This is a genomic window from Treponema sp. OMZ 799, from assembly GCF_024181365.1.
Classification (GTDB): domain Bacteria; phylum Spirochaetota; class Spirochaetia; order Treponematales; family Treponemataceae; genus Treponema_B.
In genome coordinates, this window is the sequence record NZ_CP051301.1 from 1,723,791 (window position 1) to 1,736,656 (window position 12,866).

The window sequence follows — 12,866 nt, forward strand, 5'->3', positions numbered from 1 at the left end:
ATTGTATGAGGATGCAGAAGGAACTATTTGGATAGGCACAAATTCTACCGGACTATATTCATATAAAAACAAACAATTTAAAGAATACGGACTTGAAAGCGGTCTTTCCAATCTTTCGGTACGTGCAATCAAAGTAGACAGAAACAATGTGATGTGGGTCGGTACTGCCGGCGGACTATTTCGGCGTACACCTGACGGATATTTTGAACATATAGACGAAAGCGACAAGAATATAGGCATTGTCTCTTTTATTATGCCTGTAGATGATAAAATTTTTGTAGGAGCCAACATAAAAGGTCTTACAGTTATTCAAAACAGCAAAATAATAAACCTTCCGTATTTGCAGGAAATAAAAGATTATACATTTTCGTCAGCCTATGACGATACCGACGGTACTCTTTGGTTCGGTACACTTAATGGAAAAATTATCAAGATAAAAAACGACTCTATACAAGAAGTTATAGAGATAGAAAACCTTGACGGTACCGGTATAAACCGTTTTTTGCGAACCATAGACGGTAATATGTATATTGCCACTAATAAGGGAATTATAACTCTCCAAGACAAAAAGGCCGAATTCTTCTCGGAAGAAAACGGTTTACCTAACAATATTGTCTCTTGTTTATGTGTAGATTTTGAAGAAAACCTTTGGGCAGGTATGGAACGAGGCGGTTTGGTAAAATTCAGCAAGGGGCGTTTTGTCGACCTTGCCAGTGCAGAATCCCTGCCTCCTTCCGCTTCAAATTCCGTTTTGGAAGATAAGGATAAAAATATATGGATAGCCAAGGATGACGGCGTTGTATGTTTAAAAAGCTCTTCACTTTCTAAAAAGCGTTCCGATGACATCGACCGTCTTATTAAAATGACTGAGGGTAACCGTGTCAGGCAAATAAGGGAAGAAGCTGACGGTTCTTTATATTTTTCTACCTATTCGGATAAGGGACTCCTTATTTTTTTTAAGGACGGCAGCATAAAAAGTATTTCAAAAAAAGAAGGCCTTGCAGGTAACCGGGTTCGCTTTACAATGCGCAGTTCAAACGGTCTTTTGTGGATAGGAACTACATCAGCTCCGGCTGTTTATTATAATGGCGTAGTGACGAATATCACCGAAGCCGACGGTCTATCAAACCTGTATACCCTGTGTGCAATGGAAAGCAGGAAGGGTACTATCTGGTTCGGTACTAATGGAAGCGGTGCAGCGGAACTTAATGTTTCTATTTCTGAAGATAGACCTAAAATTAAAGTGGAGCGCCTTTTTACAAAAGAAGAAGGCTTTAACGGTAATATCGTTTTCCGCATTATAGAAGACAAAGGCGGAAATATATGGTTTTGCACCAGTGACGGCTTAATCCTTTATAAAGACGGAAATTTTTATGATGCAAATATTGCAATAGGTCAAAAAATTATAAGTGTATACAACGCCCTATACGACAGTCAGGATAACCTTTGGCTTGTAACACCTAAGGAACTTATTTTGGTTAAGGCTCAAAAATTCTTACAGGCTGTCCTAAACAGACATCCTGCCGAGGGGCTTGTCCGCTATAACAGGCTTGACGGTCTTACCGGACAGTTATCCGCAAATGCCTGGGCACATGTAACCGAAAAAAACACCGTATACATTCCGACATTAAAAGGGGTTGCAGTTTGCGATCCGTCTTATTATGTTACAAATAAACATTCTCCTCCTGTCGTTATAGAAAACGTTATTTTGGACGGAAATGATTTTGATTTGGAAGAAAATAACTTTACAATAAAAGCTCAGGTTAAGCGTATTCTTTTTAAATTTACGGCCCTCAGTTTTACCATACCCGAAAGGGTTCGTTTTGAATACAAACTGGAAGGTTACGATGAAGAATGGAAGTCCTCAGGAACAACACGCGAAGTAGCTTACACGAACCTTTCCCCGGGACAATATGTTTTCAGGGTAAGAGCCGCCAATAATGACGGAATTATAAACGAAAACGGTGCAGGTATAGAATTTTATAAAGAGCCTTTTTTCTATCAGACAATTTGGTTTGATATTATTTTAATTCTTTTTATAGGCAGTCTTGTTTTTTCGGTTGTGCAAATAAGGATTAGATCATTAAAACGAAGGGCTAAGGAGCTTGACAAAAAGGTAAAAGAGAAGACTAAAGAGTTGGCTGAAGAAAAAGAAAAAAGCGATAAACTTTTAAGAAACACCTTACCTCTTCCCATTATAGACGAGTTAATCGAAACCGGAACTTCAAAGCCGCGAGTTTATTCTGCGGTGAGTGTCTTATTTGCCGACCTTGTTAATTTTACAAAATGGTCAAGTGCCAATTCACCCGAAACCGTTATTTCGGAGTTAAACAATATATTCACTCATTTTGACCGCATTATGGATAAATTCGGCTGTGAAAGGATTAAGACTTTGGGAGACGGCTACATGGCTTGTTGCGGTTTTAGGGGAGAAGAAGATCACGCCTTCCGTTTGGTAGATGCTGCGATTGAAATGCTCTCTGTGCTTGAATCCATCAACAAAAAAAATAAGTCTCATTTTCAGGTAAAGATAGGCATCGATTCGGGAAAGATAACGGGAGGCATCGTTGGTGTTCATAAGTATGTTTTCGATATTTTCGGAGATGTAGTAAACACGACCTTTAGGCTTGAAGCGGCAACAGCCCCCATGGCCTGTACCGTTTCCGAAAAAACGGCGGCAATAATAGACGGGCGCTATTCTCTTTTTAAGCGGCCTGCACGGGAGCTAAAAGGAAAGGGTAGTGTAACCAGTTATTATGTGCGCTACAAAGATAACGGCAATATAAAAAATTTTACCGAGCTTAAAGGCTTATATGAAAAACTGATACAGGCTTTTAAGACAAAAGATTTTGACTCCAGCCGCAATCTGATTAATCTATTTGATAAAACTGTTTTGGAGCCTGAAATGGCTCACAACATTAGGGAGATAGAAAGAGTCTTATTGAATACTTGAACCGATGTATGGCAAACCGGCTATCTTTTAAACCGCTTGACTAAACATCTTCTTTAGGTCATTATATTAAATATGGAAACAAGAAGTATTTTTAAAAACATATCGCCGATAGATCACCGCTATTCCCTCCCGCAAGGAGGGCTTTACGATGAGCTTTCGGTTTTTTTATCTGAAGAAGCAGGCATCGTTTATTGCGCCATGGCCGAAATGGCCCTTGTAAAGGCCCATCTTAAAATTGCGGAAGAAAAGAAAAGCTCTTTACTTCCTAAGTTGAGCAGCGAGTTAGAAAAAACCTTGGATGATATTGCCTTAAATATCGACCCTTCCGAAGTTTATGAAGAAGAACATAAAACCCAGCACAATATAAGGGCCTTGGTAAATGTCCTAAAGAAAAAAGTGCCCGAAGTAACGGCTCCCTTGGTTCACCTTGGGGCTACGAGTGCAGACATCCTCGACACAGCCTTTTCTATGAGGATAAGGGATGCCGTAGTAAAGGTTATAATTCCTCTTTTAAAGAAAACCGAAATCTTACTTTGCGATATAGCCGAAAGAGAAGCTGAAACGCCTCAGGTCGGGCGAACCCATGGTCAGCACGCCGTTCCGATTACCTTTGGGTATGCAGTTTCCGAATATGTAGCCCGTCTAGGTAAGTCTATTTTAAAGCTGGAAGAACTTGTAAAGGATTTACGCGGAAAATTTGCCGGAGCTGTCGGGGCTTATAATGCGGCATCTTTAATAGTATCCGACCCGATGGACTTTGAAAAAATATATCTTGATTATCTCGGCTTAAAGCCTTCAGAATATTCCCATCAGCTTGTGGAGCCCGAATACATGCTCCGTCTTCTCCTTGAAGCAAATATTGCCTTCGGCATAATTGCAAACCTTGCAGACGATCTACGCAATTTGCAAAGAACAGAGATAGGGGAGGTCTTTGAATATTTCAGTGCAACTCAGGTAGGTTCTTCTACTATGCCTCAAAAGCGTAACCCTTGGAACTCCGAACACGTAAAAAGCTTGTGGAAGACCTTTTCTCCTCGCGTGATGAGTTTTTATATGGATCAAATTTCGGAGCACCAAAGAGACCTATCCAATTCTGCAAGCCAGAGGTTTATAGCCGATTATTTAACGGGGCTTGCCTTGGCCTTTAACCGTATGAATTCCATTTTAAAGGGCCTACAGGCCGATAGGGAAAATATGCTTAAAAACCTTTTACAAGGCGGCGGAAGAGTAAGGGGAGGCGTTATGGCCGAACCCGCTTATATTCTTTTGGCAGAATGCGGTGTTTCAGATGCTCACGAGGTAATACGCAAAATTACCCTTGCTGCCGAAAATCAAAAGTTAAGTTTTTATGAAGCCTTAAAAGCCGAAGAAAAGGTCTTTGCCCTTGTTACGGAAAGATTAAAGGAACTTAACTTTGATAAGCCCGAAGAGTTTTTTGCAAACCCCGAACGCTACCGAGGCCTTGCAAACGTAAAGGCAAAGGCCTTGGCCGAAAAATACAAGAGCCTCATGTAAAAATTATTACCTTAAGTTTTTTATTTTAGCTTAGGTAAATAGGCCTTCATAAGTTCAAGGCGTTTAAGATAATAGACCCTTTCTTTTTCTGAGAGGGTCTCGATCCATTCTTTTGTAAAACGTTTTATGACCGGAGCACCCTTTTCGTTGTAGTTTGTAATCAAAACAGGCTTTGCTTCCATTTCGCTCTGCAAAATACCATCTATCTTTTTTAGTTTTAACTGCATTATTGCTGAGTCTCCGGTATATTCCCGATAATAAGCCGGATCGGCATAGTTTACCTTCCATCTTTGACCCGAAATAAAATTTCCCATCGAGTACATAAAAAAAGCCTTTTTGTTAGATTCCGTCTCGGCAAGTTCCCAGTCTTGTACGACATGAGGATGGTGAGCCCAAACTATATCAACTCCTGCATCAGCTAAACTTTTAAACCATGTCTTTTTGCTCTCTAAAACCTTAAGGCCGTATTCTGCCTCGCTTAAATGAAGAGACAGGATAAAGATATCGCAAGGGTTTTCTTCCCTCATTTTTTTTATGTATAAAAGAAGTTTTTCCCTTCCTGCCTTTGAGGGGTCCGAATAATAAAGTCTCTGCTTTGATTTACCGTGGAAGTTGACAAGCTCCGTTACCGATAAAAATAAAATCTTCCAGTCTTTTTTTTCTATTAAGACAGGTTTAAAATCTTCATCCTCTTTATTTTTTAAGCCCGAAGAAAAAAGCTCTTTATATTTGTATTCTTCTTTTAAAGCAGCAAAGCTTTTAATCGTTCCATCTATTCCTTTAATTCCCTGATCATTGGTGTGATTATTGGCAAAAGCAAAAACATCAAAGCCCCCATCTATTGCAGCCCTTAAATAATCTCTGTGTACATTAAAAAAAGGAAATGACGAAAGAGGTTTTTCCTCACATATTGGGGTTTCAATGTTTCCAAATGTTAGATCATCGTTTAGAAGTATATCCCTGATATCATCATAAATCCGGTTATAGTCCTTCATTTTAAAATTGACATCATGAGCCATAATATCGCCTGAAAAGCTCAATGTTATTTCATTCACTGAATTTTTCTGTGGAATAGCTTTTGATGTAGAATTACAAGAGAATAAAAGGATCGCCGATACAAATAAAAAATAATAAAACTTAAGATTTTTTTTCATAATTGATACAATTATACATTGACAATTGATATTATACAAGATACAATATATCAATATATTGTAATAATTGTTCAATGTTCAAGGAGGACAATGCAAATGGCAAAGTCAAAATATGTATATTTTTTTGGCGGAGGTAGCGCTGAAGGTAATGGTACGATGAAGGAAGTTTTGGGAGGCAAGGGTGCCGGCCTGGCCGAAATGACGGCTATAGGGCTTCCTGTTCCTGCGGGGTTTACTATTACAACCGAGGTTTGCGAAGAGTATTATAAAAATAACAGAAAGTATCCTGTCGAACTAAAAGCTCAAGTCGAATCTTATCTTTCAAAGTTGGAAAAAATTACCGGAAAAAAACTGGGGGATAAAAAAGATCCTCTTCTAGTTTCTGTTCGATCCGGTGCTCCCGTTTCAATGCCCGGAATGATGGAGACAATTTTAAACTTAGGCTTAAATGACCAATCGGTTCAAGGTTTGGCCGAAAAGACCGGAAATTTAAGGTTTGCCCTGGATGCTTACCGCCGATTTATTTTAATGTACGGGTCTACGGCAATGAACATTGAACGGGAAAAATTCGATAAAATTCTTGATGATGTAAAAGAAAAAAGAACAAAGAAGCGTCTTAATCTTGCTCAAACTGCAAAGGTTTCCGATACTGATGTAAACGAAGCTGAATTACAGGAAGTTATTGATAGGTCTAAAAAACTTTACGAAAAAGAAATAAAAGCTCCCTTCCCCCAAGATCCTATAAAGCAGCTCTGGGGAGCCATAGGAGCCGTATTCGGTTCTTGGATGTCCGATAAGGCCGTTACTTACCGAAGGGTTGAAAACATTGTAGGTATCAGAGGAACGGCTGTAAACGTTATGCAGATGGTCTTTGGAAACAAAGGTGATAATTCCGGAACAGGTGTTTGCTTTACAAGAGATCCTAACTCAGGCAAAAACGACTTTTACGGCGAGTATCTTTTTAATGCCCAAGGCGAAGATGTTGTTGCAGGAATCAGAACTCCCATTAAACTGGATGTTTTTGCTAAAAAGGATCCGGCTGCTTATAAAAAACTTTGCACTGCCCGCAAAATCCTCGAAAAGCACTATAAGGATATGCAGGATATGGAATTCACCGTTGAAGAGGGTGAATTGTACATGCTCCAGTGCCGAACGGGCAAGAGGCTTCCTGCCGCAGCCTTCCAGATGGCTGTAGATATGGTTGAAGAAAAACTTATAACCAAGGAAGAAGCTGTTACCCGTATTAAGGCTTCGGATATTGAAGGCGTTTTCTACAAGGCCTTGGATTATTCGAAGGCTTCCGATTTAAAAGCTGCCCATCTTGTAGACGGGATTCCCGCCGTTCCGGGAGCTGCCTGCGGTATAATCTGTCTGTCGGCAGAGGCTGCAGAAGCTGCTGCAAAGGACGGTAAAAGAGCAGTTTTAGTCCGCCATGAAACAAGCCCTGAAGATGTAGGCGGTATGCATGCCGCAGAAGGTATTTTAACCGCAACAGGCGGAAAAACCAGCCATGCCGCTGTAGTTGCCAGAGGCTGGGGAAAATGCTGTATAGTAGGCTGTGAGCACTTGAGAATCGATTACGAAAAAAAAGAAATTTCTGCCAAGGGCATAGTCTTGAAAGAAGGCGATTATATTACCTTGGACGGCTCAAAGGGCGCTGTTTACAAGGGCGAATTACCCTTGATTACTCCTAAACCTCCTGCAGCCTATAAAAAAATTATGGAGTGGGTTGATCAAATCCGCAAAATAAGGGTAAGAACAAATGCCGATACTCCTGAAGATGCAAAAATAGCTATAGGCCACGGAGCCCAAGGTATAGGTCTTTGCCGAACCGAGCACATGTTCTTTAGCGATGAGAGCAGGATACAGGCAATCCGTGAAATGATTATTGCCGAAAATAAGGAAGCAAGAGAAAAGGCTCTAAAAAAACTTCTTCCTTATCAGACAAAGGACTTTGAAGGTATCTTTAAGGCCATGAACGGCTATCCCGTAACAATACGTTTGATTGACCCGCCCTTACACGAATTTGTTCCGCATGACAAAGAAGGTCAGCAAAAATTAGCCGAAAAGCTTAATATAAGTTTTGCAAGCGTCAAAAACCGTGTAGCCCGGCTTACCGAAGCAAACCCGATGTTGGGACACAGAGGCTGCCGCTTGAGCATAACCTATCCTGAAATTCTTGAAATGCAGGTTACTGCCATTATAAATGCTGCCTGTACTGTTCAAAAGAAGGGAATTGCAGTTTTACCGGAAATAATGATTCCTCTTACAATCGATGCAAAAGAATTTAAGATTTTGGAGAAGAGGATTAGAGCTGTTGCAGACGATATCATCGAGAAAAAGGCTAAGGATAAAAAACTTAAGTACATGGTCGGTACTATGATTGAAACTCCCAGAGCCGCTTTACATGCTGACAGAATAGCAGAACATGCAGAGTTTTTCTCCTTCGGTACAAACGACCTTACACAGATGACCATAGGTATAAGCCGTGACGATGCAGGAAAATTCTTACCTGAATATGTAGACGAAAATAAGGCTGGCGTATTTAAGGCCGATCCTTTCCAATCCTTGGATCAAGAAGGTGTTGGTATCTTGGTAGCTTCCGCTATTCAAAAGGGAAGAGAAGTTAAAAAGAATTTGGAAATAGGTGTCTGCGGTGAACACGGAGGAGACTTAAATTCGGTTAAGTTTTTCTGCAGGGCAGGAATGGACTATGTTTCCGCTTCACCCTTACGAGTTCCTATAGCAAGGCTCGCTGCAGCTCAGGCTGAAGTTGAAGCTTCAAAAGCTAAAGCCGGGGCAAAAAAGCCGGCTAAGGCTTCCGAAAAGGCAAAGGCTAAAACTGCTAAAAAGCCTGCTAGAAAATAATTAATTTAAAAACACTGCACCATTGTGAATTAACAGGGTGCAGTGTTTTTATTCGTGCGGAGGGTTTAATACCCCGACGCTCTGCGTCGGGGTTGTTGATTTAAAGATTTTGGTAAAATGAGCTTGATAAAAAAATTAAGAGCCTTGCGAGGGGCCGTATGTTGTGAAGACAATCAAGACAGTATATCGTCTGCAGTTGTAAACCTTTACAGTCAAATCTTAAGGGAAAATTCCTTAGCTGAAAAGGATATAGTTTCTATACAATTTACGGTTACAAGCGATATAAGGGTTTTAAATCCTGCCTCAGCCTTGAGAAAGCATGGGCTTGCAAAAAATACGGCTCTTTTTTGTTCTTTAGAGCCCTGTATTGAAGGCTGCTTACCTAAAACTATTCGAATTTTAATTTATTATTATTCCAGGAAAAAGCCTTGTCACATTTATATGGGCGGGGCAGAGGTTCTAAGGCCCGATTTGATAAGAAATACGGATAAATAAAATAATTTTTGAAATTTTGCTTGACATAATTATAAAAATATGATATATTCCATTCTTGTCAGCGCAATGCGTTTTTGACCATGTCTCCTTCGTCTAGTGGTTAGGACATCGGGTTTTCATCCCGACAACAGGGGTTCAATTCCCCTAGGAGATGGATACCCTCGATTCGATCGAGGGTATTTTTTTAGTAATCTTAAAGCTAAAAAAGCTTTACTTGACAAAATAAAATAAATTTGTTAAACTAAAAATCTATTCAACAGTAACAATTCATCATTTTTACATATCTTTTTCGGCCCTCAGCCGGATACTGAATTTTAGAATGATATGTTAAGTTACAAAGCATAGGAGAAAAATCCGATGACAATAAGAAAAAGGAAAACTTTGCCCCAAACCTCTGAGGATACCTTGTTTGATACGGGTATTAACTCGGATGAGGACTTGAGTCTTAGTCGTTCTGACACACAGGCTGAAGACCATTTTTCGGATCTGTCCGCTGAGGCAAGTGAAATTCAAGCTGCTGCAGAACATATTGAGCAGGATGCAGCTGAAGAAGTTGTTGAAAAAAAAGTTGTTGTTCGTTCTCGAGGACGCAAAAAAACTGAAAGCTCTTCGGATGAAGCTGAAACTAAACCTGCAAAAAGAACCGGTGTAACTGCAAAAAAACGCATACCTAAAGATATTCAAGATGAAAAAGAAGAAGTCCCGCCCGCATCGGATAGCTCTTTTAAAATTATTATAAACGATCTTACAAAGATGCGTATGCATGATTTAAGAGATATGGCCATAAAATACGGTGTGCCCGAAGATGAGCTGTCCTTGATGAAAAAACAGGATGTTATTTACCACATTCTTAAAAATCATACCAATCAGGGAGGTACCATCTTCGCTTCCGGCTCTTTAGAAACCCTTCCTGACGGATACGGTTTTTTACGTTCGCCTCAAAACAGTTATTTGACAGGAACTGATGATGTCTATGTTTCTCCCAGCCAAATAAGGCTTTTTAATCTTAAAACCGGAGATACAGTTTACGGTCAAATTCGCTCTCCAAAAGAAGGGGAACGGTATTTTGCTCTTTTAAGGGTTGAGACGGTCAACTATGATGAGCCTGCAAAGTCTCAGCGCCGTATTCCATTTGATAACCTCACTCCTCTTTATCCTAAGGAAAAATTAAACCTTGAAACTACAACTCAAGAAATTTCTACCCGAATCATGAATCTTTTTTGCCCGATAGGAAAGGGTCAGCGAGGCTTGATTGTAGCTCCTCCTCGTACGGGAAAAACTATAATGCTTCAAAAGATAGCCAATGCAATCACGGCCAATCATCCGGAAGTTTATCTTATAGTTCTTTTGATAGATGAGAGGCCTGAAGAAGTTACCGATATGGAACGCACGGTAAATGCCGAGGTTATTTCTTCTACCTTCGATGAACAGGCAACCCGCCATGTTCAAGTTGCCGAAATGGTGCTTGAAAAGGCAAAACGCCTTGTTGAACACAAAAGGGATGTTGTTATTCTTTTAGACTCAATCACCCGTTTGGCGCGAGCCTATAACCAGACAATGCCTACCTCCGGTAAGGTATTATCGGGAGGTGTCGATTCAAATTCGCTTCATAAGCCTAAACGCTTTTTCGGTGCTGCAAGAAATATAGAAGAAGGCGGAAGCTTGACCATCATTGCTACAGCTCTTATTGAAACGGGCAGCAAGATGGACGAGGTTATCTTTGAAGAGTTTAAGGGAACGGGCAACATGGAAGTAAACTTAGACAGAAAACTTTCAGACCGCCGCTTATTCCCTGCTATCAATATAAAGCGCTCCGGAACTCGAAAAGAAGAGCTTTTACTAACGGAAGCGGAAATGCAGCTTATGTGGATATTGCGCAAATTCATCAGCTCAATGGATGACGCCGATATTATTGAATTTTTAATCGATAGAATGAATAAGAGCAAGAATAATGAAGCGTTCTTAAAATCAATGAATGCCGGTCTTGCACAAAAAGAATAAATATTGTATATTATAACACTACCTTGGGAGGTTTGTATGAGAAAAGATATTCATCCGAAATATGAAGAAACAACCATTACTTGTGCTTGCGGTAACGTAATAAATACACGTTCCACAGTAAAAGATATCAAGGTTGAAATCTGCTCACAGTGTCATCCTTTTTTTACAGGAAAGCAAAAGCTTGTTGACACTGCAGGACGAATTGATCGCTTTAAAAAACGATACAATATTAAAGACTGATTGTCTTTATAAGCTAAGCACGGGATTTCTCGTGCTTATGCTTTTTTTAGGATTTGATAATCCTTTCAAAAAGTTTTTATGGGAGGTTTGATAAACATTCCGGCTTGAAATACAAGCCTACATGTTTATCTTCGAGTTTTGTGCAAAGCACAAAACATCGTGTTATTGTATGTAGTTTTGCTTTTGCAAAACTACTTGAAAAAACTTTTTTCGTAAGCTGAAGCTTCCTGCAAAAAGTTTTTATGGAGGTAGTTATGGCGTGGTGGTCTATATGGCTTTTGATCGGTGTCGTGTGTATAGGCTTAGAGCTTATAATTCCAGGTCTCGTTATCATTTTTTTCGGCTTTGGAGCTGTTTTTACTTCTGCCGTTACATTGATTCCTTTTGTTGACCAAGCTCTTTGGTTACAGATAATTATCTTTGTTATATTTTCGGTTCTCTCTTTGATTTTTTTACGTAAAAAATTTACCCCTATCTTTAAGGGAACTATATTTTATTCGGATAAAAAAAGCGATAAAGCGGGGGAAGAGTTTGCCGATGTTGTTGAGGTTGTTTTTCATAACAAGGAAGGCCGAATAAAATATAAGGGTACAACCTGGAGCGCCCGCTCTCTTTCGGAAGAAATTCCTGAAGGCTCAAGGGTTAGAGTTCTAAGACGGGAGGGCCTTACCTGTATTGTTGAAAAGGTTGAAAAATAACCTTTACTCTTAAAAAGTTTTTTAAAGATATCCTTTATAATTTTTGTCCGAATATTTCTTTTTGAAGCCTTTTGCCTGTAGCTGTGCAGGCGAGTCCTCCTTCGGCTGTTTCACGCAAGGCTGAGGGCATAGAATCTCCTACTTTTTTCATGGCTATTATAACCTCGTCTACGGGGATGGCGCTTTTTATTCCTGCTAAAGCAAGTTCTGCTGCCGTAAAAGCTAAGCTTACGCCTGAGGCATTCCGTTTTACGCAGGGCACTTCAACCAAGCCTGCTACCGGGTCGCAAACAAGGCCTAGAATACATTTAATTGCAATGGCCGTTGCGTGCCCAACCATTTCGGGTGTTCCGCCGCACATTTCTACGATAGCTCCTGCAGCCATCGCAGAAGCCGAGCCGCATTCCGCTTGGCATCCGCCCTCTGCTCCCGAAATGGAAGCCGTATTGGCTATAACCATGCCGATAGCTCCGGCTGTAAAAAGAGCCATAACGGCGTCTTCTTTTTTTACATCCTTTGTTTTAAGAACAGCTCCGATTGCACCCGGGAGAATACCGCAGGAGCCTGCTGTCGGGGCTGCAACTATCTTTCCCATTGAGGCGTTTAATTCCGAAACTGCCATTGCCATTCTTATGCCGTTTGCAAGGAGGGGGCCGCAGAGAGCCTTGCCGTTTTCCGCTCTTTCGTATATTTTATAGGCATCGCCTCCCGTAAGACCGCTTGTTGAGCGGATATCGGGGTTTGTTCCCTTATCGATAGCTTCAAGCATTACGTTTAAATGCTCCTGCATTCTTTCAAAACAATGTTCCTTGCTCTCTTCAAGGAAGCTGCTTTGATCTTCCAAAATAAGATCCGAAATTCTTAAAGATTTTTCTGAAGCCCTTTGTATAAGGTCTTCTATTTTTTTATACTCTATTGTTTTTGCGTTCATTGTTTATCCTT

8 protein-coding genes, 1 tRNA gene and 1 pseudogene are annotated in these 12,866 nt (G+C 40.3%); 8 read left to right on the top strand and 2 right to left on the bottom strand.

Going from position 1 to position 12,866, the window contains the following annotated elements; genetic code table 11:
* Position 1 precedes the first annotated feature (1 nt).
* Together E4O04_RS07815 and E4O04_RS07820 are read left to right on the top strand one after the other, a co-directional pair.
* On the top strand, positions 2 to 2,953 hold the full coding sequence (locus tag E4O04_RS07815) for an adenylate/guanylate cyclase domain-containing protein (RefSeq protein WP_253687911.1): 2,952 nt from the start codon (positions 2 to 4) through the stop codon (positions 2,951 to 2,953).
* 72 nt (positions 2,954 to 3,025) lie between these two features.
* On the top strand, positions 3,026 to 4,468 hold the full coding sequence (locus E4O04_RS07820; RefSeq protein WP_253687910.1) for a lyase family protein: 1,443 nt from the start codon (positions 3,026 to 3,028) through the stop codon (positions 4,466 to 4,468).
* Positions 4,469 to 4,488: 20 nt separating this feature from the next.
* Here the strand turns inward: E4O04_RS07820 and E4O04_RS07825 are convergent, their stop codons facing one another.
* The gene (locus E4O04_RS07825; RefSeq protein WP_253687909.1) at positions 4,489 to 5,622 is read right to left on the bottom strand and encodes a CapA family protein; all 1,134 of its coding nucleotides are present in this window, start codon (positions 5,620 to 5,622) and stop codon (positions 4,489 to 4,491) included.
* Positions 5,623 to 5,718: 96 nt separating this feature from the next.
* Here E4O04_RS07825 and ppdK point away from each other — a divergent pair, with 96 nt between their 5' ends.
* The 6 genes and pseudogenes from ppdK (at position 5,719) to E4O04_RS07855 (ending at position 11,924) form a co-directional block, all read left to right on the top strand.
* Positions 5,719 to 8,490, top strand: a complete 2,772-nt coding sequence (ppdK, locus tag E4O04_RS07830; RefSeq protein ID WP_253687908.1) for a pyruvate, phosphate dikinase — start codon at positions 5,719 to 5,721, stop codon at positions 8,488 to 8,490.
* 117 nt (positions 8,491 to 8,607) lie between these two features.
* A complete protein-coding gene (gene aroH / locus E4O04_RS07835; RefSeq protein WP_253687907.1) occupies positions 8,608 to 8,985 on the top strand; it encodes a chorismate mutase in 378 nt (125 codons plus the stop codon).
* 82 nt (positions 8,986 to 9,067) lie between these two features.
* Positions 9,068 to 9,139 (top strand) — tRNA-Glu (locus E4O04_RS07840).
* Positions 9,140 to 9,720: 581 nt separating this feature from the next.
* Positions 9,721 to 10,986 (top strand): annotated as a pseudogene (gene rho, locus E4O04_RS07845) (transcription termination factor Rho); the annotation flags it as partial.
* Between the two features lie 36 nt (positions 10,987 to 11,022).
* The gene (gene rpmE / locus E4O04_RS07850; protein ID WP_253678984.1) at positions 11,023 to 11,226 is read left to right on the top strand and encodes a 50S ribosomal protein L31; all 204 of its coding nucleotides are present in this window, start codon (positions 11,023 to 11,025) and stop codon (positions 11,224 to 11,226) included.
* A 254-nt stretch (positions 11,227 to 11,480) separates the two neighbouring features.
* Positions 11,481 to 11,924 (top strand): NfeD family protein, encoded by a 444-nt coding sequence (locus tag E4O04_RS07855; RefSeq protein ID WP_253687905.1) that lies wholly within the window; start codon positions 11,481 to 11,483, stop codon positions 11,922 to 11,924.
* A gap of 34 nt (positions 11,925 to 11,958) precedes the next feature.
* Here the strand turns inward: E4O04_RS07855 and sdaAA are convergent, their stop codons facing one another.
* Positions 11,959 to 12,855 (bottom strand): L-serine ammonia-lyase, iron-sulfur-dependent, subunit alpha, encoded by an 897-nt coding sequence (gene sdaAA, locus E4O04_RS07860; RefSeq protein WP_253687904.1) that lies wholly within the window; start codon positions 12,853 to 12,855, stop codon positions 11,959 to 11,961.
* Positions 12,856 to 12,866: the final 11 nt, after the last annotated feature.

Excerpts from the sequence above, each read along its gene's own strand:
- E4O04_RS07820 (WP_253687910.1), top strand. The coding sequence starts at position 3,026 with ATGGAAACAAGAAGTATTTTTAAAAACATATCGCCGATAGATCACCGC.
- E4O04_RS07825 (WP_253687909.1), bottom strand. The coding sequence starts at position 5,622 with ATGAAAAAAAATCTTAAGTTTTATTATTTTTTATTTGTATCGGCGATC.
- ppdK (WP_253687908.1), top strand. The coding sequence starts at position 5,719 with ATGGCAAAGTCAAAATATGTATATTTTTTTGGCGGAGGTAGCGCTGAA.
- aroH (WP_253687907.1), top strand. The coding sequence starts at position 8,608 with ATGAGCTTGATAAAAAAATTAAGAGCCTTGCGAGGGGCCGTATGTTGT.
- rpmE (WP_253678984.1), top strand. The coding sequence starts at position 11,023 with ATGAGAAAAGATATTCATCCGAAATATGAAGAAACAACCATTACTTGT.
- E4O04_RS07855 (WP_253687905.1), top strand. The coding sequence starts at position 11,481 with ATGGCGTGGTGGTCTATATGGCTTTTGATCGGTGTCGTGTGTATAGGC.
- sdaAA (WP_253687904.1), bottom strand. The coding sequence starts at position 12,855 with ATGAACGCAAAAACAATAGAGTATAAAAAAATAGAAGACCTTATACAA.